The following is an 18,916-nucleotide window of genomic DNA, read 5'->3' as shown; positions in this document are numbered from 1 at the left end:
AGTCACGTCCCGACAGCCCACGACCGCAGGGTGCTCCGCGCTGGGTGGCGATGGTCCACCGGCCCGCCGAGGGCTCCTGGCGGACGGCGGCGGAGTCGCCCCACCGCGCGCCGGTGCTGTACGCGCTCGGGGAGATGACCCGGACCCTGCGGGCGCGCGGCGACGCGGTGACCGTCGCCCTGTGGGGGCCGAAGGACGGCGAGTGGCACCTCTTCGACGCCCCTCTGCAGCAGGCGCCCCAGCCCCGGCCCGCCCCGGAGACCTCCCCGGCCTCCCCGGCCTCCCCGACCTCCCAGCCTTCCCATGCCTCCCCTGGTGACGCGAGCACACGGACGGAACGGATGACCGGCCGCCGCCACCAGGTCCTCCTGGCCGGCCTGGGCAAGGCGGGCCTCTACGACCTCTCCCCCGAGGACGACGCGACCGTCAAGGCCCTGGCCGAACGGCTCGACGAGGCCGCCGTACGCCGGGTCGCGCACTGGCTGGCGACGGCGGGCGGCGCGCGGTAGTCGCACCTGTCGGTCCAGCGGGCGGCGCATGTTGGCCAGACCGGTCGGTTCAGCCCGCGGCGCGCTGGGCAGTCACCTCCTGGCGGCAGGGCCTCCGCTGCCGTCAGGAGGGGGAGGAAGCGGTATGAAGGTCTCCGTGGACCGCGAGCTCTGCTATGGCTCCGCCGAGTGCGTCCACCGGGCGCCCGCGGTCTTCGCGTTCGTCGACGGATTCGGCGTCGTCCGCCCGGGCCGCGAGGAGACGGGCGACGACCCCGAGATCCTGGAGGCGGCGGAGAAGTGCCCGAGCCAGGCCATCAGGATCACCGCGTCGCCGGCCGGCCCCGGCGAGGGATGATGCCGGTACCGAGCCTGCTCGCGGTCTTCGCCCACCCCGACGACGAGTCCCTGTCGGCGGGCGGCGTCCTCGCCCGGCACGCGTCCGCGGGCGCGCGCACGGCGGTCGTCACGGCGACCTGGGCGGCGGACACCGTGCGCGCCGCGGAGTTGGCCGAAGCCCTCCGCGCCCTCGGCGCCGGCGCGCCACGGATGCTGGGCCACGCCGACTCCCGCGTCCCGCACTCGGCGCCGGGCCGACCGCGTCTCTGCGACGCCCCGCTGGACCGGACGGTGGGGGAACTGGTCGCCCACATCCGGGCCTTCCGCCCGGACGTCGTGGTCACCCACGACGCCTACGGCGGCCTGACCGGCCACGAGGACCACGTGCACACCCACCGGGCGACCCTGCTCGCGGTCCACGCTGCCGGCCTGGAACGCCTCTACCCGGACGCGGGCGAGCCCTGGCGCCCGAGCGCCCTCTATCTGGCCACGCACCCGCACTCAGCCGTCCGGGCGTGGGCCGGGCACTGGGCGCTCCGGGGCAAGGCGATGCACACGGTCCCGGACGAGCTGATCACCGCGGCCGTCGACGTCAGCCCCTGGCTGGAGCGCAAGGTCGCCGCCGTCCTGGCCCATCGCTCCGAGGCGGAGCGGGGAGCGGCTCCGGGCCTGATCGCGGCGCTCCCGGCACCCGAGCGGGAGCGGCTGCTCGGCACCGAGTACTACATCCGCCACGACCCCGTCACCACCCTGCCGCGGCAGACGGAGCTGCTGCCGTAGAGCCGCCCGGAAACCGCACCCCGGACACACCCCACGGGGCTCCCGTCACAGGGCCACCGGGAAACCACGGGCCCCTGTCACAGCGCCGCCGGAAAACCCCACGGCAACCGCGCCAAGGCCCTGGCCCTGGCCTCCACCACCGCCATCCGGGCCGTCCGCTCGGCCCGGTCCGCATGGGCCGCCTGCCCGGTCACCTGCCCCTCCCACTTCCGGTACAGCAGCCCCACCTCCCCCGAGAACCACCCACGGCTCACCGCGTTCAGCGCGAGCAGCAGCCCGGTGTCCTCCGAGGCGGGCAGCGCCATCCACCCGCCGAGGGCGAGGAGCAACTCCCGCCGTACGAACAGCGAGGCCGGATGCACTTGGGCGAAAAAGCCGTTGGCCTTCCAGTGCTCCAGCACTGCCCCCCGCTCGATCACCCCTTCGTCGGGATCACCCGGGAACCCGACGGTCGATCCGTCGGGCAGGAGGTCGAGCACCCGCGAGGTCACCCACCCGAGACCGCGGTCCCCCTCCAGTACCGCCAGATTCCGCCCGAGCACACCCGCCGCGAGCTGGTCGTCGGCGTCCAGCACCGTCACGTACTCGCCCTCGGCGTGGGCCAGCGCGACGGTCCGGGCCACCCCGGGCCCACCGGCCCGGCCCTGCCGGAAGGTCACCCGCGGGTCATCGGGCACGTACGGCCGGACGTCCTCGCCCTCCCCGTCCTCCTGAACCACCCAGTGCCACGACCACCCCTCCGGCAGCCCCTGCCCGCACAGCGAGGCGTAGGCCTCCGGAAGGAACCGGGCATGGGGACCGTGCACAGCGGTGACGACGACGATGCGCCGCTTCACGAGGCGCGCTCACCACCTTCCAAAGACCGGAACGGCCCGCATGCTATCCACCGGCAGCAAGCGAAGAGACAAGCACCGCCCCGCCGAAGAGGACGACCAACTGCACGACACCGGGGATGCGCCACCCCAGGGCGAGGAGACCACCGCCGGTGAGCACCGCCCCACCCACCAGAACCCACGCCGCCTGCGACGCCGCACTCGTCGCCCCCGTAGCGCTGGCACTGTCGCTCTCGTAACTGTCGGCCCACGCCTCGATCCCGACACCGAACGCCATCCAGGCGATGAGCATGAAGTCGATGACGACCAGCGCCAGGCTGACCCCGATCTGCTGACCGGTCGACGGCTCTCCTGAGTCCATGCGGTCAGCATGGCGGCGCAGCGAGCACCGCACATGAGCACGGCTACTCAGATGCGCCCTTGGACGCTCGGCCGTCTCCCGAACTCAGGAGATCGCAGTGCTGGTCGCGAGGACGACCGAGGTCGGATCAGAGCCACTCCGATCCCTTGGCGAGCAGTTGGCCGCCTGTTTTACTTCGCGCATGATTACGGCGGCCTGTGTCTGCCTCGGTACGGTGATCGGGACGATACTCGTGTCACGGCGAGCGCGGCGAGCAGCCGCTCGAGCGGCGTCCGGGGAAGCGGTCTTCTTCCAGATCGGGGCAAACTGGCCGGACGAGGGACGCCGATACAGCCTCGGCCGGATGCGAACCGGAACCGAGTTCCACTGGGAGCCTCGCCGGCCATGGACCCGGCTGCGCGAACTCCCGCCAGACCTCCGCTACGTCCGCACCCGCCACACCACGTTCCGCGAGGCCCTGTGGCTCCCGCCCGGCGTCCTGGTGATCGAGTGCGAATCGTCTGCCGGGCCGGTACGACTCTGGGCCCGCGTGGAGCAGGCGGCACAGGTCGTGGAGATGATCCGGCGCACAGGTACCGCGTGACGGCCCCTGACCAACAACCAGGTCAGGGGCCGTTCACATTGCTGTCATCGCGGAGGCGGTGGGATTTGAACCCACGGTGACATCGCTGCCACGACGGTTTTCAAGACCGTTCCCTTCGGCCGCTCGGGCACACCTCCCCGCGCCGGCCGTGATCGGCGGGCGCGGGGACAAGGGTAACGGGTCGGTGCCCGCGGGTGTGGGTCAGTTGTCGCCGACGCGGGAGCCCAGGGTGACGTCGACGGTGTGCTGCTTGCCGGCCCGCTCGTAGGTGATCGTCACCTTGTCGCCGGGCTTGTGCGTCCAGATCTCGCCGATCAGGGTGGGGCCGGAGTCGATCACCCGGTCGTCGAGCTTGGTGATGACGTCGCCGGGCTTGAGGCCCGCCTTGGCGGCCGGACCGCCGGGCTCGACCGGTGCCGCGCCGCCCGCGCCCTGGTCGGTGATCTTCGCGCCGCCGGAGCTCTCGTCCAGGGAGACGGACGCGCCGATCTTCGCGTACACCGGCTTGCCGGTCTTGATCAGCTCCTGGGCGACGTACTCGGCCTGGTTGATCGGGATGGCGAAGCCCAGGCCGATCGAGCCGGACTGGCCCGTGCCGAAGCCGCCGTTGCCGGTGGACTGGATCGCGGAGTTGATGCCGATGACGTTGCCCTGCGCGTCCAGCAGCGGACCGCCGGAGTTGCCCGGGTTGATCGAGGCGTCGGTCTGCAGGGCGCTCATGTACGAGGCCTGGCTGCCGCTGCCGTCGCTGGAGGCCACCGGGCGGTTCTTGGCGCTGATGATGCCCGTCGTCACCGTGTCGGACAGGCCGAAGGGGGCGCCGATCGCGATGGTCGCGTCGCCGATGGCCACCTTGTCCGAGTCGCCGAGGGTGAGCGGCTTGAGGTCGCCGGGGGCGTTCTTCAGCTTGATGACCGCCACGTCGTAGCCCTGGGCGTTGCCGATCACCTCGGCGTCGTACTTCTTGCCGTTCGGGAAGGTGGCGGTGAGCTTGCCGCCGTCCACGGCGTCCGCCACCACGTGGTTGTTGGTGATGATGTGGCCCTGCTTGTCGAAGACGAAGCCCGTGCCCGTGCCGCCCTCGCCGCTGGTGCCCTCGGCCTCGATCGTGACCGTGCTCGGCAGCGCCTTGGCGGCCACGCCCGCGACGGTGCCCGGGTCGCGCTTGACGTCGCCGCCGCTGGTGGAGGCGGAGACCGTCGTCGAGCCGGTGCTGTCGTCGTTGTTCCTCGCCAGTGTGTAGCCGAGGCCGCCGCCCAGGCCGCCCGCGACCAGCGCGGCCACCAGGATCCCGGCGACCAGACCACCGCGCCCGCGGCCGGACTTGGGCGCCGGCTGCTGGTACGACGAACCCCAGCCACCGGCGCCGTAACCGGAACCGCCGTCGCCGTGCGAGGGGGCGGTGGGCGGCGGGGGCGGGGGCCACGACGGGTCGGGGGCGGAGGAGGAGACGCCGGGATGACCGGCGTCAGGAACGCCCTGCCCCTGAGCGGGCTGTCCGTGGGAGTCCTGCCCGTACGGACCCTGCGGGGCCTGTCCCTGGGAGTCCTGCCCGTGCGGCCCCCGCGGAGCCTGTCCCTGGGGCGCCGGAGCAGCAGGAGCGTCCACCGGCACGGGGGGTGCGGACGGTGCGGGGGGTACCGCGGTGCCCTCGTTCTCGGTGCTCACAGCTTCTCTCCTCGATCCACGGCTGTTTCCTGGGTCGCACTCGGTCACGCCTTTGCGCGCTGGTCTACGGGTCCGGCGCGATACTGCTGTGCTTGTCCCTTTGTATGCCGTCAGCTTTTCCCACGGGCCGTCAGAGCACCATAAGCGGTGGCTGTGGGTCCGGGGCCATTCTTTACATAGGTCATTACTGGCGAAAAGGATGCAATCCCAATGCCTCCGTCCGGACCTGCGAAGCCGTCGGGTCCGTCCGACCGGACGCGTACCCGCACACGGTGGCACCATGACGCGGTGACCCACGCTCGGCAGCATGTGATTCAAGTCGTCGCCCACCGCGGGGCCTCCGAGGACGCCCCGGAGCACACCCTGGCCGCGTACACCAAGGCGATCGAGGACGGTGCGGACGCCCTCGAATGCGATGTGCGCCTGACCGCCGACGGCCACCTGGTGTGCGTGCACGACCGCCGGATCAACCGTACGTCCAACGGCCGCGGCGCTGTCTCCGCGCTGGAGCTCGCCGACCTCGCCGCCCTGGACTTCGGCTCCTGGAAGACGCGCGAGGCCTGGAAGGGGCGCGACGAGGAGCCCGACTGGGAGCACCGCCCGGAGGACCGCGAGGCGACCTCCGTCCTCACCCTGGAGCGGCTGCTGGAGCTCGTCGCCGACGCCGGGCGCCGGGTGGAACTGGCCATCGAGACCAAGCACCCCACCCGCTGGGCGGGGCAGGTCGAGGAGCGGCTGCTGGTCCTGCTGAAGCGGTTCGGCCTCGACGCCCCGGTGTCGGCCGAGGAGTCCCCGGTGCGGGTGATGAGCTTCTCGGCGCGCTCGCTGCACCGCGTGCGGGCGGCCTCGCCCACCCTGCCGACCGTCTATCTGACGCAGTTCGTCTCGCCCCGGCTGCGGGACGGACGGCTGCCCGCGGGCGTGCGGATCGCGGGCCCGTCCCTGCGGATCGTGCGCAACCACCCCGCCTGCGTGGAGCGTCTGAAGCGGGCCGGCCACCAGGTGCACGTGTGGACCGTCAACGAGCCCGAAGACGTGGAGCTGTGCGTCGGGCTGGGCGTCGACGCCATCATCACCAACCGCCCGCGCGCGGTGCTCGACCAGCTCGGCCGCTGACCCCGAGTCGGGCCCCGCCCACTCCGGGCGTGAATCACACAAGTCCCACCAGACCCGTGCACACCTCTTGACCCGCACCCGCGCCAGACGGGATCCTCCGGTCTCGGTCACACCGAAGAAATCCAGCCACACGATCACAGAGAGTGCTCCGGCGCGTTCGTTCCGTATCCGGTCGTGGTGAATGCGTCGCCGGAGATGGATTGGCCGGTTTCCGGTACAGGCCAATGGGGCATCCACACCGTGGCGTGGGGCGAAGGAGGTCTCGGGGGTGGCGTTGGTGGTGGCACAGGAGGTGCCCACGTCGTCGAGCATGGCCGTACCCCATGGCCCTGCGGGCGTGGGGGAAGCGAGACACCGGATGCGTGCGCAGTTGCGCAGAGGCGGTGTAGCGGAATCGGTCATCGACGACGCCGTACTGATCCTTTCCGAACTCTTGAGCAACGCGTGCAAACACGGCAGGCCCCTGGGCGACGCCCTCTCCGGTGACGGCGACGTCCGCGCCGCGTGGCGCGTGGACCCGGCCGGCCGGCTCATCGTCGAGGTCACGGACGGCGGCGGCCCGACCCGCCCCGCCCCGGCGACCCCATCGGTGACGGCGCACGGCGGCCGCGGGCTGAACATCATCACCGCGCTCGCCGACGACTGGGGCGTCCGGGACGACATCCGCGGCGAGGTCACGGTCTGGGTCGTCGTCCACGACGACGTGTACGACCCGGACGCCGGCCACCGCCGCGACGACTTCGCGACGCGCGTCACCGCCCCGGCGGTCTCCCAGATACCCGGACTCGACTTCGCGGACGCCTTCGACGACATGGACTGAGGCGCGATACGCGGCGACGCACCTGGGGTTGTCCACAGAACCCCGTCGCCCGGGGCACGAACGGCTAGGCTCGCGACCGTACGAGACGAGCCGTAACCGGGAGACCCACCGATGGCCAAGAAGCGACCCCAGACGAAGGCCAAGCGCCCGCAGACCACGGCCGGGGCCCGCGCCGCAGGCGCTGACGGAGCCGTTCCCGTCGTCGGTGCCCGCGAGCCCTGCCCCTGCGGCAGCGGCCGCCGCTACAAGGCCTGCCACGGCCGGGCCGCCTCCCACGCCGCGACCGAGCTGGTGCACCGCCCCTTCGAGGGCCTGCCCGGCGAGTGCGACTGGGTGGCCCTGCGCGAGCTGGTGCCGGCGGCCACGGTCGAGCTGACCCTCAAGGACGGCCTGCCGGAAGGCGTCCCCGCGGTCACGCTGGCCACGGTCCTGCCGATGGCCTGGCCCGCCCTGCGCCGCGACGACGGCTCGGTCCTGCTCGGCCTGCAGAACGACACCTCGTCGGGCGACATCAGCCGCGACCTCGCCGACACCCTCCGGCGCGCCCTCGAAGCCGAGCCGGGCACACCCGTGCAGGGCCGCCGCGCCCCCGCCGACAGCCCGCGGCTGCAGGACCTGCTCGACCCGGAGGGCGCCTTCGAGCCAGAAGTGCACAGCGGCTTCGAGTTCTGGGTCCCGGACGCGGAGAACGCCACTCCGGAGGTGGCCGCCTCCCTGGAGCGGGCCAACGCCGCGGCCATCCCGACCGTCAAGCTCCAGGGCGTGGACGCCGCGTACTGGTGCGAGACGCCGGAGAAGAACCATCTGCGGTGGGTGATGCCGCACCCCGAGGAGCAGCTGCTGGACGCTCTCGCCCGGCTGCACGCCGCGGGCCGCTCCAGCCTCGGCGAGGGCACGCGCCTGGTCGGCTCCTTCCGCGCTCACGGGCTCACGGTGCCGGTGTGGGACCTGCCCAGCGGGGTCTCGGCCGAGGACGTGGAGAAGCCGGCGGCGGAGTTCGCCGAGCGCCTCGCCGCCGCCCTGGCGACGGACGCGCCGCTCACGGCGGAGGAGCGCCGGGCGCGGGGCGGCCTCACCAACCGGCAGGTCACGCTGAGCTGACGGCTCACCCGGGGTTCCGGACCGGCCGATCCACCGGCCGGGCCGGATGCCCGTGCCCGGAAATCCACAACTCCCGGCAGGGACAAGCCAGTCGGTGACTGGAAAGGCGAGATCGAATTTGCGAACCGCCGATCTCTTGTTACCGTTCCTGTAGCCCGGTTGCTGGTGCATCCCCCGTCGCCAGCAACCGGGTCTTTCCATGCGCGCCCGACCTCACACAGCGCACCCGCTCGTCAACTGACCGTCCAGACAGGCGAGTTGCTTCCCGAGCGCAGCAGCAGCGGCCCTCGTCCGCCCCGCCGGGCGAACTCCGCGACCGCCGTGTAGGCCGCCAGATCCCCCCGCGTGGGTTCCCGGGGCGTCTCGCAGGCCCCCGGCTCGTCCCCGGCGCCCACCGCGCAGGTCATCCGCACGGTCCGGTCGCCGGGCCCCATCAGGCTCAGTACGGCGTCCAGCGCCTCTCCGGTCGCATTGCGGTAGTAGGTCCGCGCCCAGGTGACGGCACCCTGCGTCACCACACAGGTCTGCGCCTCGATGCCGTCGGCGGAGGAGAGTTCGGGACCGCAGCGCACCGCGGCGGCCACGACGGAGGGTTTCTTGTCGTCAGCGCCCGGAGGGGGACGCCGGACGGCGCCGGAGGGGGAGGTACGCGCCCCGGCACCGCCCACGGATCCGACGGAACCCACGGATCCTACGGACCCCGCTGTTCTCTTGCTTCCCATGGATGTCTCGGACCCCGCCGACGCCACCGCCAGCGGCAGTGCGACCGCGCACGCCGCGATGACGCCCATGAGGGCGAGCAGTCGGGCCTTCCGGGGATCCCGGGCGCGCCCCCGGGCATGACGCGGCATGGCCCCGGAACTTAACGCGCCGGGGCGAGCGCGGGGCTCGGCGCGCCCGAGCATCCTAGAACTCGGGCGCGCTCACACCCGTACGAGTGAGGGCCTCGACCACGGCGTCCACCACGGCCTCGACATCGGGCACCCACGGCGAGGCCGAGCCTGGCAGCGGCGCCCGCTCCCAGCGGATCTCGCCCTGGCCCGTCCCGGACGGCGGCAGGGCCAGGTAACCGCCCTCACTGTGGAAGCGGAGGGAGCCGGGCACGAAGTCCTTGGCGTAGAGCAGTTCGCCGAGCTGCTCCATGGAGTACGGCTTCACGAGGATCGCCCAGCGCGTGGGCGAGGCGACGACCGGGCCGAGCCGCATGCCCGCGCGGTCGAGCGCTTCGAGGGCGCGAGCGGCGGGCAGGGCCGGCAGGGAGACCGCGCAGGGGGCCTTGCCGCCGGTGGCCAGGACGATCGGCGCCGTCGGCCGGTTGCTCCACCACCAGCGGACCATGCGTTCGTCGGTGGTGGCCGCGAGCAGGCCGGGGTCGAAGGGGTGCGCGCCGGGCACCGTGCAGTCGGGGTCGGGGCAGCTGCAGCGGGAGTGCCCCTGCGGGTCCGCCGCCACGCCCGGGAGTACGGGCCACTGCCATTCCGTCGCGTAGGTCAGGGCCGCGCCGATCAGCTCAGGCCTCCCGTCACTGCGCTGGAACAGGAGCCTGCGTCGCCTTCCAGGGATCTCGCGCATGAGCGCTCGTCCTTTCCGTTGCACGCCTGGCAACACCGTGGTCCACATCACAACATGTGTCGATCACTTCACTGTGCGTACCTGTTGGCGCATCACACCCCTGCTTGAAGCAAGGGGAACCCCTATGGGTCGAGCAAGGGCTGCCTCCGCGGCCGTCCCGCCCATACTGCGTGTATCAAAAGCACGGGCGTGGCGTAGGGGTGGCGAAGTATGGCGTTTGCCGTCGCGCGTATTTCTCTCCGCCTCCGCCACGGGAGGATGGGGCACGGTCGTCGGTGGATAGGACGCCCGGTTCCGTCACCAGGTTCCGGGTGGTTCCCAACCACCCCTGGCCTTTACCGAGTACGTACCCATCACGACCGCTGTGACGCTCCGTCGAGCAAGCCCAGTCGACCGCAATAAGCCGTCACCTGCGGCAGTTTTAAGCCAACTTTGCATTTCCGCAAGAGGAAGGAGAGTTCTTCCCTCAAACCTCACGGACACCAGGAATCCCGGCTGGACAATGCTGGACATCTCCTCACGAGTGCGTGTACATGTGGAGACACTGCTAGCGGCGCAGAATGACATGGGGGTTTGCGATGCTTTGGAGCAGTACGCGCCGGTCGGAAGGCCGGACGCCATGAACGCCCCGCACCCTCCGAAAGTGGCCGGAATCGATTCAACGGTCCCGGCTCCCGCACACACTGTCGCGCCCGTCGCGGGTACAGCCCCGGCCGCCCCCGCAAACCCACCGGCCCCGCCCGGCGCGGTTCTCCAGGACCGTCTCGCCGGCTGGGTCTCCGACCTCACCACCCTCCATGAGCTGACCGAACGCCTGGCCCGCACGGCCGTGCTCGACGAGGCCCTACAGGAACTGCTGCGGGCCGGCGCCGCCCTGGTCGGCGCCCGGCGCGGCCTCGTCGTCCTCGAACCCGGCGACGGACTCGGCCCGGACACCACCATCGGCCTGGGCCTGGCCCGCGCCGACCTCGGCCACATCGAGACGGTGCCGCGCAGCGCCCTCTCCTACGGCCGGATCCTCGAAGGGCTCCCGGGCGGCGAGGGCGGCATCGCCGACCCCGACCTGTTCGCCGAGGAGGGGCTCGACCCCCGCCACCGCGAGGTCGCGGCCCGGCTCGGCTACGCCGCCAGCTACGCCCTCCCCCTGTCCACCGACACCGCCGGCCGCCTCGGCGCCGCCGTCTGGCTCTACGACGACCCCGCCGAACCCGGCGAGCGGCCGCGCCACCTCGCCGGCCTGTACGCCCGGTACGCCGCCGAGCACCTGGCCCGGCTCCTGGAGCTGGAACGCACGCGCACGTCCATGGCGACCATGGCGGACGAGCTGCTGCCCTCCCGGCTGCCGCGGGTGGCCGGTGTGCAGCTCGCCGCCCGGCACCGCACCGGCCCGCGCGGCGGCGGCGACTGGTACGACGCGCTGCCGCTGCCCGACGCCGCCCTCGGCCTCGCCGTCGGATCGGTCACCGGGGCGGGGCCCAGCGCGGTCGCCGCGATGGGGCGGTTGCGGGCGTCCCTGCGGGCGTACGCCGTGATGGAGGGGGAGGACCCGGTCGCGGTCCTGTCCGACCTGGAGCTGCTGCTGCGGCTGACCGAGCCGGCCCGCTCGGCCACCACCCTGTTCGGCTACTGCGAACCGGCCGCCCGCAAGATCACGCTGGCCGGTGCCGGGCACAGCCCGCCCCTGCTGGTCGGACAGCGCCGCACGGAGTTCGTGGAGACGTCCGTCTCCGCCCCCCTCGGCATGCTCGCCTGCTGGGAGGCGCCCAGCGTGGAGATCCTCGCCGAGCCCGGGGAGACGGTCCTGCTGTACACCGACGGGCTGCTGCACCGCACCGGCGAGGCCACCGACCGGGCCTTCGCGCGGCTGCACGCCGCGGCGGCCGGAGTGCCCCGGGCGCTACGCCGCGACCCGGGCGCGATCGCCGACCACGTCCTGCGCAGCGTGCTGCCGGACGGGCTGGACGCGGCGGACGGCGCGGAGGACGTCGTGCTGCTGGCGGCCCGCTTCGAGTAACGCTCCTCGTCATCGGCCCGGGCACCCTTCCGCTCCGCCGTAGAGTGGACGGTGGTCCAGTGCCGTATCGAGGAGGATGACCGTGGCGGAGGAGCTCACACCGGCGACCCCGGACGAGAGCGAAGAGCCGATCAAGCAGCGGAAGAACGGACTGTACCCCGGCGTGTCCGACGAGCTGGCCGAGAACATGAAGAGCGGCTGGGCCGACACCGAGCTGCGTGACCTCCGGCCCATCCCCCAGGCCGCCGAGACCGCCGCCCGCCGGGCCGCGCTGTCCGCGCGCTTCCCGGGCGAGCGCCTGGTGATCCCCGCGGGCAACCTGAAGACCCGCTCGAACGACACCGAGTACCCCTTCCGGGCCTCCGTCGAGTACGCCTGGCTCACCGGCAACCAGACCGAGGACGGCGTCCTCGTCCTGGAGCCCAGGGACGACGGCCACGAGGCGACGATCTACCTCCTGCCGCGGTCGGACCGTGAGAACGGCGAGTTCTGGCTGGACGGCCAGGGCGAGCTGTGGGTCGGCCGCCGCCACTCCCTCACCGAGGCGGAGCAGCTGTACGGCATCCCCGCCTCCGACGTGCGCGAGCTGGCCGGGGCGCTGCGCGAGGCCACCGGTCCGGTGCGGGTCGTGCGCGGCTACGACGCCGGCATCGAGGCCGCGCTGACCGACAAGGTCACCGCCGAGCGCGACGAGGAGCTGCGGGTCTTCCTCTCCGAGGCGCGGCTCGTCAAGGACGACTTCGAGATCGGCGAGCTGCAGAAGGCGGTCGACTCGACCGTGCGCGGCTTCGAGGACGTGGTGAAGGTCCTCGACAAGGCCCAGGCGACCTCCGAGCGGTACATCGAGGGCACGTTCTTCCTCCGCGCGCGCGTGGAGGGCAACGACGTCGGCTACGGCACGATCGCCGCGGCCGGCCCGCACGCCTGCACGCTGCACTGGGTGCGCAACGACGGGCCCGTGCGATCCGGCGACCTGCTGCTGCTCGACGCGGGTGTGGAGACGCACACGTACTACACGGCCGACGTGACGCGCACGCTGCCGGTCAACGGGCGGTTCAGCGAGGTCCAGCGCAAGATCTACGACGCCGTGTACGAGGCCCAGGAGGCCGGGATCGCGGCGGTGCAGCCCGGGGCGAAGTACCGGGACTTCCACGACGCCGCGCAGCGGGTGCTGGCCGAGAAGCTCGTGGAGTGGGGGCTCGTCGAGGGCCCGGTCGAGCGGGTGCTGGAGCTGGGTCTCCAGCGGCGATGGACGCTGCACGGGACGGGTCACATGCTGGGCATGGACGTCCACGACTGCGCCGCCGCGCGGACCGAGACCTACGTGGACGGCGTGCTGGAGCCGGGGATGTGCCTGACCGTCGAGCCGGGGCTGTACTTCCAGGCCGACGACCTGACCGTGCCGGAGGAGTACCGCGGCATCGGTGTGCGGATCGAGGACGACATCCTGGTCACCGAGGACGGCAACCGGAACCTGAGTGCCGCGCTGCCGCGGCGTTCGGACGAGGTCGAGGCCTGGATGGCGTCCGTCCAGGGCTGAGTGCCGTCCACGGGGTGCGTCGGGTGGGGTGAGCGTGCCGTGTTCCGCCGGGAGCGGCCGGGTCGTGAAAAACCAGCAGGTCAGCCGTAGTTGACGTGTGAGATCATGACCGACCTTGCCGGGCCACTCGGGGAACAGGCGCGATCACCATGAAGAACGCTCAGACGGCACTGACCATGCAGGACGCCATCCTCACCCTGCAGAAGTACTGGAGCGACAACGGCTGCATGATCACGCAGCCGTTGAACACCGAGGTCGGAGCCGGTACGGCCAACCCGGCCACGGCGTTGCGCGTACTCGGCCCCGAGCCGTGGAGCGTCGCCTACGTCGAGCCGAGCGTACGGCCGGACGACTCGCGCTACGGCGAGAACCCCAACCGGCTCCAGACCCACACCCAGTTCCAGGTCATCCTCAAGCCGGACCCGGGCAACCCGCAGGAGCTGTACCTGGGCAGCCTGCGGGCGCTCGGCGTCGACCTGAACGCGCACGACGTGCGGTTCGTCGAGGACAACTGGGCCTCACCCGCGCTCGGCGCCTGGGGACTGGGCTGGGAAGTCTGGCTGGACGGCATGGAGATCACCCAGTTCACCTACTTCCAGCAGGTCGGCGGCGTCGCCCTGGACCCGGTGTCGGTGGAGATCACCTACGGCCTGGAACGCATCCTGATGAACCTCCAGGGTGTGTCGCACTTCAAGGACATCCTGTACGCGCCGGGCATCACCTACGGCGAGGTGTTCGGGCAGAACGAGTACGAGATGAGCCGCTACTACCTCGACGACGCCGACATCGACACCAACCACCGGCTGTTCGAGTCGTACGCGGCCGAGGCCCGGCGCCTGCTCGACCTGGAACTGCCGGTCCCGGCGTACACCTACGTCCTCAAGTGCAGCCACACCTTCAACGTGCTCGACGCGCGCGGCGCCATCAGCACCACCGAGCGGGCCAAGGCGTTCTCCCTGATGCGCGGGCTGACGCACGAGTCGGCGAAGCTGTGGGAGCGGCGGAGGGCCGCACTGGAGCACCCGCTCGGGGTCGCGGCCGCGCCGGCCCCGGCCGAGCGGGCCCCGCTGCCCAAGGTGCCCGGCGTCGAGACGCTGCTGTTCGAGATCGGCGTGGAGGAACTGCCGTACGCCGACGTCCCCGCCACCACCGAGGCCGTGCGCGAGTCGGTCACCGCCAAGCTGGCCGCCACGCGGCTGGGGCACGGCGCGATCACCGTGATGGCCACCCCGCGCCGGATCGTGATCACGGTCGACGGCGTGCAGCCGCGCGAGCGGGACACCGTGCGGACGGTGCGCGGCCCCAAGGTCGCCGCCGCCTACAAGGACGGCGCGCCCACTCCCGCCCTGCTGGGCTTCGCCCGCAGTCAGGGCGCCGAGCCCACCGACGTGCGGGTCGTCGAGGTCAAGGGTGTCGAGCATGTGGCGCTCACCCGGCACGAGCCGGGGCGTCCGGCCGTCGAGGTGCTCAGCGAGCTGCTGGCCGAGGTGGTGTCCGGGCTGCGGGCCGGGCGGAACATGCGGTGGAGCGATCCGGGGCTGTCGTTCTCACGTCCCGTGCGCTGGCTTCTGGCGCTGCTGGGCCGTACTCCCCTGCCCGTGGTGGTCTCCTCGCTCTCCGCCGGCGACACCACCCGGGTACAGCGCCAGGCCCCCTACCCGGAGGTCCGGGTCACCTCCGCCGAGGGCTACCCGCACTTCCTGCACATGCACGGCATCCTGCTCGACCGCGAGGCCCGGCGCGGGGCAGTGGTGCGCGGCGCCCTGGAGGCGGCGGCCGAGGTCGGCGGGCGGATCGACGTGGAGGACCAGGCCGGGCTGATTGACGAGATCACCGACATCCTGGAGTTCCCCTACGCCGTGCGGGGGTCGTTCGACGAGCGCTACCTCGAACTGCCCGCGAGCGTCCTGACCACCGTGATGCGCAAGCACCAGCGCTATCTGCCCGTGCTCGACGGCGAGCGCCTCATGCCGCACTTCGTCACCTTCGCCAACGCCCTGTGCGACGACGACGTGGTGCGGGCGGGCAACGAGGCGGTGCTGCGGGCCCGTTACGAGGACGCCGCGTTCTTCTGGCGGGCGGATCTGAAGGTCGCGCCGGAGGAGTTCCGGCGGCGGCTGGACAAGCTGACCTTCGAGGACCGGCTCGGTACGGTCGCCGACCGCGCCGACCGCATCGCCGCCCTCGCCCTGAACCTGGCCGGGCGGGCCGGGCTGCCGGAGGGGGCGGTGGAGGTCGTACGCCGCGCCGGTGCGCTGGCCAAGTTCGACCTCGCCTCGCAGATGGTGATCGAGTTCTCCGGGCTGGCCGGGGTGATGGCCGAGGAGTACGCCCGCCGGGCCGGGGAGTCCGCCGAAGTCGCCCGGGCCCTGGCCGAGATGGAGCTGCCGCGCTCCGCCGGCGGTGCCCTGCCCGCCGGTGACGCCGGTGCCGTGCTGTCGCTCGCCGACCGGTTCGACCTGGTGACGGGCATGTTCGTGATCGGGGCCGCGCCGACCGGGAGCTCCGATCCGTACGGGGTGCGGCGGGCCGCGATCGGACTGCTCAATGTGTTGCGGAACGTGCCCGCCGTGGCGGGCGTCCGGGTGAGCGACGGGCTGCGCGCGGCGGCCGTACGGTACGCCGCGCAGGGCGTCGAGGTGCCCTTCGAGCGGGTCGCCGAGGCCGCCGAGCTGATCACCCGGCGCTACGAGCAGCAGCTCACGGACGCGGGGCACGAGCATCGGCTGGTCCAGGCCGTCCTGGTGTGGGCGGACCGGCCCGCCCAGGGCGATCACACGCTGGCCGCGCTGGAGCGGCACATCGGCAGCGAGGCGTTCGAGGCGCTCACCGCGGCGCTGCAACGGGTGGTGCGCATCCTGCCCGAGGAAGAACCCTCGGTCGATGCCGATCCGTCCCTGCTGACCGCGCCCGCCGAGCTGCGTCTCGCCGAGAGCGCGGACGCCGTACGCCAGGCCCTGCACGGCCGTGAGGACGACCTCGACGCGCTGGTGGAGGTCTCCGCCCCGCTGGTCGAGGCGATCGGCGCCTTCTTCGACGAGGTCCTGGTGATGGACCCCGACCCGGCGGTCCGCGCGGCGCGACTGGCGCTGCTGGCGCAGGTGGCGGGGCTGGCGCGGACGACGCTGGACTGGGGGGCGCTGTAGGGCGGACGGGCACGGGCGGTGTTTCACGTGAAACACCGCCCCCACAGGGGGACTCAGACCGGCAAGGTCACCACGACAACTCAGACCGCCATGAGCGGGGCGTCCTCGCGCCACTTCAGGACCTTGTCGAAGCTCACCACGGCTCCGCCCCGGCCCGGCTTGTTGCCGATGTGGACGTGGTCGGCGAGCTCCTCGATGAGGCACAGTCCTCTGCCGTGCTCCGCGTCGGCGTGCGCGGGGCGGATCTGCGGGCGGGACCGGCCGGCGGAGGCCGCGGGGAACCCCGGGCCTGCGTCGGCGACCTCGATCCGGCACTTCTCGCCGTCGAGGTACGCGGTGACCCGGTACGCCTCCGAGCCGGGGCCGCGCCCCGTGTCCCCGCCGTGCTCCACCGCGTTCGCGCAGGCCTCGCTGAGGGCGACGGAGAGGTCGTAGGAGATGTCCGGATCGACGCCCGCGGTCTCCATCGTGCCGATCAGAAGGCGCCGGGCGAGCGGCACGCTCGCAGCTTCGCGCCGCAGATGGAGTGACCACCAGATGCTCATGCTCCAGCCTCCTGGCCGCGGCTCGACATACCGTTACGTATTGCCCTCAGTGCCCGCGTGTAAGCGTGAAGTTGACGTGACGCCGCCCATACGGCGGATGCGCGCTGGTTCTGATCGGTGTATGTGGGGGCGGGCGTCCGCGCATACGGGGGCGTGGACATCGGCGCATCAGGGGGCGCCTGGGGCCAGAGGGTGACGTTCCGGTCGTACGGCATCTTGCGGACCTGCCGCACGACGCCTCGGAGGCCAGTGCGATGATGAGCCCGCCATGACTGCCCCCCACGCGCGCGCGACGCGCTCCGGACACACGCTCCGGATTCTGCGGGCCGCGGTGTTCGCCGCGGTCTGCGTCGTGCTGGCCGGGGCAGGTCACGCACTCGCCTCCTGCGACGGTATCCCGCTGTGGACGCTGGGCGCCGGGTTCCTCGGCGTGGCCGCGGTGGCGGCCCCGCTCGCCGGGCGCGCGCGCTCGCTGCCGGGGATCGCGCTGCTGCTCGCGGTCGGCCAGACGGTGCTGCACACGCTGTTCGGCCTGGGCCAGCACGGTGCGGCCGCCGCCACCTCCTCGGTGCAGCCGGGCGTGAGCGACGCCGCGCTGGTGCAGCAGGCCGCGCGGCTCGTGTGCGGCACGACGGCGGCGGCGATCAGCCCGGCGCAGGCCCACAAGATCCTCACCGACGCCCGGCTCCAGCCGGCTCCGGGCGTGCACACGACGCACCTGGACGCCGCGTCAGGCTCGCTGTGGCCGTCCCTGCCGATGCTGCTCGGTCACGTCCTCGCGGCGATCGCCGCCGGCTGGCTGCTGCGCCACGGCGACCTGGCCCTGCTGCGCCTCACCGAACTGTCGGCGCAGGGCGTCACGGAAGGGGCGCTCGTGCGCGCCCTGCGCGCCGCCCTCGCGCTGGTGCGGGCCCTGCGCGCCGGTCTCCCGGGAACGCCGGAGGCACCTCAGCGCCCCGCGCACGCCGTGCGGCCCGCGCCCGAGATGCCGCGCACCGACGCGCTCCAGCACACGGTGATCCGGCGCGGTCCGCCGGCCGTCACGATTTCCGCACTCGCCCTCGCCGCCTGACGCGACGCGACCACCACTCCGCCGAGGAGGGGCCGCCGTCGTGCGGCACGCGCGCGTGCGCGCATCCCTCCGACCCGATCCCATCGACTCACAGCGGAGTGCCCCTTCCCATGAAGGCTTCCCGTATCGCCGCGGCCGGTGCCGCCGCCGGTGTCACCGTCCTCGCCCTGTCCGCCCCCGCCTTCGCGCACGTCACCGTGCAGCCCGAGGGCACGGCCGCCAAGGGCGGCTACGCGGTCGTGGACTTCAAGGTCCCCAACGAGCGCGACGACGCCTCGACCACGAAGCTCGAGGTCAACTTCCCGACCGACCACCCGCTCGCCTCCGTCATGCCGGAGCCGATGCCGGGCTGGAAGATCGAGGTCACCAAGTCCAAGCTGGACAAGCCGCTGGAGATGCACGGCGAGAAGATCACCGAGGCGGTCTCCAAGGTCACCTGGACCGCTGACGGCAAGGGCATCGAGCCGGGATACTTCGAGAAGTTCCCGCTCTCCGTCGGCCAGCTGCCCGAGGACACCGACCAGCTGGTCTTCAAGGCCCTGCAGACGTACTCCAACAAGGAGGTCGTCCGCTGGATCGAGGTGCCGCAGAAGGGCCAGGAGGAGCCCGACAACCCGGCCCCCGTGCTGGAGCTGTCCGCCGCCTCCGAGGACGGGCACCACGACAACGCGGCCGATGACGCCTCCGGCACCGGGTCGGCCGAGAAGGCCTCCGCCGCCACCGCCGCCGATTCCGCCTCGTCCGACGACACCGACACCACCGCCCGCGTCCTGGGCATCGTCGGCATCGTCGTCGGCGCGGCCGGTGTCGCCTACGGCGTGCTCGCCGGGCGTCGGCACACCAACGCCTGAGGCTGCTTCCGTCACACGGCGCGTGCCGGGTTCCCGCCCCCGGCGGGGCACCCCGGCGCGCGCCGGGTCACCGACATCTGGGACATT

At 72.5% G+C, this 18,916-nt stretch carries 18 protein-coding genes and 1 tRNA gene; 12 read left to right on the top strand and 7 right to left on the bottom strand.

All coding sequences use genetic code 11. The annotated features are described in order from the left end of the window. The first annotated feature begins 50 nt into the window (after positions 1–50). The 3 genes from ACSUPV_RS20955 to ACSUPV_RS20945 all read left to right on the top strand — a co-directional run bounded on the left by ACSUPV_RS20955 (position 51) and on the right by ACSUPV_RS20945 (position 1,607). Positions 51–509: a hypothetical protein gene (locus ACSUPV_RS20955; protein WP_436949919.1), complete on the top strand. Its 459-nt coding sequence runs from the start codon at positions 51–53 to the stop codon at positions 507–509. 124 nt (positions 510–633) lie between these two features. Then, positions 634–846: a ferredoxin gene (locus ACSUPV_RS20950; RefSeq protein ID WP_037760139.1), complete on the top strand. Its 213-nt coding sequence runs from the start codon at positions 634–636 to the stop codon at positions 844–846. After that, entirely contained in the window at positions 846–1,607 is a 762-nt protein-coding gene (locus ACSUPV_RS20945) for a PIG-L deacetylase family protein (RefSeq protein WP_436948155.1), read from the top strand. Before ACSUPV_RS20950 ends, ACSUPV_RS20945 begins: the two co-directional genes overlap by 1 nt. A 77-nt stretch (positions 1,608–1,684) precedes the next feature. On the opposite strand, the gene ACSUPV_RS20940 is transcribed toward ACSUPV_RS20945, so the two are convergent. Together ACSUPV_RS20940 and ACSUPV_RS20935 are read right to left on the bottom strand one after the other, a co-directional pair. Further along, positions 1,685–2,443 (bottom strand): glycosyltransferase family 2 protein, encoded by a 759-nt coding sequence (locus ACSUPV_RS20940; RefSeq protein ID WP_436948154.1) that lies wholly within the window; start codon positions 2,441–2,443, stop codon positions 1,685–1,687. 43 nt (positions 2,444–2,486) lie between these two features. Beyond that, entirely contained in the window at positions 2,487–2,801 is a 315-nt protein-coding gene (locus ACSUPV_RS20935; protein WP_436948152.1) for a hypothetical protein, read from the bottom strand. 343 nt (positions 2,802–3,144) lie between these two features. Between ACSUPV_RS20935 and ACSUPV_RS20930 the strand changes: the two genes are divergently transcribed. Next, positions 3,145–3,384: a hypothetical protein gene (locus tag ACSUPV_RS20930; protein ID WP_359788241.1), complete on the top strand. Its 240-nt coding sequence runs from the start codon at positions 3,145–3,147 to the stop codon at positions 3,382–3,384. A 50-nt stretch (positions 3,385–3,434) separates the two neighbouring features. Here the strand turns inward: ACSUPV_RS20930 and ACSUPV_RS20925 are convergent. Beyond that, positions 3,435–3,521: transfer RNA gene (locus tag ACSUPV_RS20925), tRNA-Ser, on the bottom strand. A gap of 64 nt (positions 3,522–3,585) precedes the next feature. Then, complete coding sequence (locus tag ACSUPV_RS20920) at positions 3,586–5,052, bottom strand: S1C family serine protease (protein WP_382614622.1); 1,467 nt, start codon at positions 5,050–5,052, stop codon at positions 3,586–3,588. A 288-nt stretch (positions 5,053–5,340) separates the two neighbouring features. Here ACSUPV_RS20920 and ACSUPV_RS20915 point away from each other — a divergent pair, with 288 nt between their 5' ends. The 3 genes from ACSUPV_RS20915 to ACSUPV_RS20905 all read left to right on the top strand — a co-directional run bounded on the left by ACSUPV_RS20915 (position 5,341) and on the right by ACSUPV_RS20905 (position 8,089). Then, positions 5,341–6,168: a glycerophosphodiester phosphodiesterase gene (locus ACSUPV_RS20915; protein ID WP_037760131.1), complete on the top strand. Its 828-nt coding sequence runs from the start codon at positions 5,341–5,343 to the stop codon at positions 6,166–6,168. 181 nt (positions 6,169–6,349) lie between these two features. Next, positions 6,350–6,988, top strand: coding sequence for an ATP-binding protein (locus ACSUPV_RS20910; RefSeq protein WP_037760129.1), 639 nt, complete (start codon positions 6,350–6,352; stop codon positions 6,986–6,988). A gap of 111 nt (positions 6,989–7,099) precedes the next feature. Continuing rightward, positions 7,100–8,089 (top strand): DUF5926 family protein, encoded by a 990-nt coding sequence (locus tag ACSUPV_RS20905; RefSeq protein WP_037760126.1) that lies wholly within the window; start codon positions 7,100–7,102, stop codon positions 8,087–8,089. Positions 8,090–8,322: 233 nt separating this feature from the next. On the opposite strand, the gene ACSUPV_RS20900 is transcribed toward ACSUPV_RS20905, so the two are convergent. Together ACSUPV_RS20900 and ACSUPV_RS20895 are read right to left on the bottom strand one after the other, a co-directional pair. Continuing rightward, positions 8,323–8,940, bottom strand: a complete 618-nt coding sequence (locus ACSUPV_RS20900) for a hypothetical protein (protein ID WP_436948149.1) — start codon at positions 8,938–8,940, stop codon at positions 8,323–8,325. 55 nt (positions 8,941–8,995) lie between these two features. Then, the gene (locus ACSUPV_RS20895; protein WP_037760119.1) at positions 8,996–9,661 is read right to left on the bottom strand and encodes a bifunctional DNA primase/polymerase; all 666 of its coding nucleotides are present in this window, start codon (positions 9,659–9,661) and stop codon (positions 8,996–8,998) included. 502 nt (positions 9,662–10,163) lie between these two features. On the opposite strand from ACSUPV_RS20895, the gene ACSUPV_RS20890 reads away from it, so the two are divergent. The 3 genes from ACSUPV_RS20890 (at position 10,164) to ACSUPV_RS20880 (ending at position 16,361) form a co-directional block, all read left to right on the top strand. Further along, complete coding sequence (locus ACSUPV_RS20890) at positions 10,164–11,675, top strand: PP2C family protein-serine/threonine phosphatase (RefSeq protein WP_436948147.1); 1,512 nt, start codon at positions 10,164–10,166, stop codon at positions 11,673–11,675. A gap of 76 nt (positions 11,676–11,751) precedes the next feature. Next, complete coding sequence (locus ACSUPV_RS20885) at positions 11,752–13,215, top strand: aminopeptidase P family protein (protein ID WP_031115254.1); 1,464 nt, start codon at positions 11,752–11,754, stop codon at positions 13,213–13,215. A gap of 149 nt (positions 13,216–13,364) precedes the next feature. Continuing rightward, a complete protein-coding gene (locus tag ACSUPV_RS20880) occupies positions 13,365–16,361 on the top strand; it encodes a glycine--tRNA ligase (protein ID WP_436948145.1) in 2,997 nt (998 codons plus the stop codon). 80 nt (positions 16,362–16,441) lie between these two features. Here the strand turns inward: ACSUPV_RS20880 and ACSUPV_RS20875 are convergent, their stop codons facing one another. Continuing rightward, positions 16,442–16,906, bottom strand: a complete 465-nt coding sequence (locus tag ACSUPV_RS20875; protein ID WP_031115252.1) for an ATP-binding protein — start codon at positions 16,904–16,906, stop codon at positions 16,442–16,444. Positions 16,907–17,174: 268 nt separating this feature from the next. Between ACSUPV_RS20875 and ACSUPV_RS20870 the strand changes: the two genes are divergently transcribed. Both ACSUPV_RS20870 and ACSUPV_RS20865 read left to right on the top strand, forming a co-directional pair. Next, positions 17,175–17,978: a hypothetical protein gene (locus ACSUPV_RS20870; protein WP_436948143.1), complete on the top strand. Its 804-nt coding sequence runs from the start codon at positions 17,175–17,177 to the stop codon at positions 17,976–17,978. A 110-nt stretch (positions 17,979–18,088) separates the two neighbouring features. Then, positions 18,089–18,829, top strand: a complete 741-nt coding sequence (locus ACSUPV_RS20865; protein WP_031115250.1) for a YcnI family copper-binding membrane protein — start codon at positions 18,089–18,091, stop codon at positions 18,827–18,829. Positions 18,830–18,916 lie beyond the last annotated feature (87 nt).

Origin of the sequence: Streptomyces sp. SudanB52_2052, assembly GCF_964272415.1 — a bacterium.
GTDB lineage: Bacteria > Actinomycetota > Actinomycetes > Streptomycetales > Streptomycetaceae > Streptomyces > Streptomyces olindensis.
Note: the sequence above shows the minus strand (reverse complement) of the source record. Positions and strands in the feature narration are given on the sequence as shown.

What these genes read in the sequence shown, in the direction of transcription:
- ACSUPV_RS20955 (WP_436949919.1), top strand. Translation starts at nt 51, where the DNA reads ATGGTCCACCGGCCCGCCGAGGGCTCCTGGCGGACGGCGGCGGAGTCG.
- ACSUPV_RS20950 (WP_037760139.1), top strand. Translation starts at nt 634, where the DNA reads ATGAAGGTCTCCGTGGACCGCGAGCTCTGCTATGGCTCCGCCGAGTGC.
- ACSUPV_RS20945 (WP_436948155.1), top strand. Translation starts at nt 846, where the DNA reads ATGCCGGTACCGAGCCTGCTCGCGGTCTTCGCCCACCCCGACGACGAG.
- ACSUPV_RS20935 (WP_436948152.1), bottom strand. Translation starts at nt 2,801, where the DNA reads ATGGACTCAGGAGAGCCGTCGACCGGTCAGCAGATCGGGGTCAGCCTG.
- ACSUPV_RS20930 (WP_359788241.1), top strand. Translation starts at nt 3,145, where the DNA reads ATGCGAACCGGAACCGAGTTCCACTGGGAGCCTCGCCGGCCATGGACC.
- ACSUPV_RS20910 (WP_037760129.1), top strand. Translation starts at nt 6,350, where the DNA reads ATGCGTCGCCGGAGATGGATTGGCCGGTTTCCGGTACAGGCCAATGGG.
- ACSUPV_RS20905 (WP_037760126.1), top strand. Translation starts at nt 7,100, where the DNA reads ATGGCCAAGAAGCGACCCCAGACGAAGGCCAAGCGCCCGCAGACCACG.
- ACSUPV_RS20900 (WP_436948149.1), bottom strand. Translation starts at nt 8,940, where the DNA reads ATGCCGCGTCATGCCCGGGGGCGCGCCCGGGATCCCCGGAAGGCCCGA.
- ACSUPV_RS20895 (WP_037760119.1), bottom strand. Translation starts at nt 9,661, where the DNA reads ATGCGCGAGATCCCTGGAAGGCGACGCAGGCTCCTGTTCCAGCGCAGT.
- ACSUPV_RS20890 (WP_436948147.1), top strand. Translation starts at nt 10,164, where the DNA reads ATGCTGGACATCTCCTCACGAGTGCGTGTACATGTGGAGACACTGCTA.
- ACSUPV_RS20885 (WP_031115254.1), top strand. Translation starts at nt 11,752, where the DNA reads ATGACCGTGGCGGAGGAGCTCACACCGGCGACCCCGGACGAGAGCGAA.
- ACSUPV_RS20880 (WP_436948145.1), top strand. Translation starts at nt 13,365, where the DNA reads ATGAAGAACGCTCAGACGGCACTGACCATGCAGGACGCCATCCTCACC.
- ACSUPV_RS20875 (WP_031115252.1), bottom strand. Translation starts at nt 16,906, where the DNA reads ATGAGCATCTGGTGGTCACTCCATCTGCGGCGCGAAGCTGCGAGCGTG.
- ACSUPV_RS20870 (WP_436948143.1), top strand. Translation starts at nt 17,175, where the DNA reads ATGACTGCCCCCCACGCGCGCGCGACGCGCTCCGGACACACGCTCCGG.
- ACSUPV_RS20865 (WP_031115250.1), top strand. Translation starts at nt 18,089, where the DNA reads ATGAAGGCTTCCCGTATCGCCGCGGCCGGTGCCGCCGCCGGTGTCACC.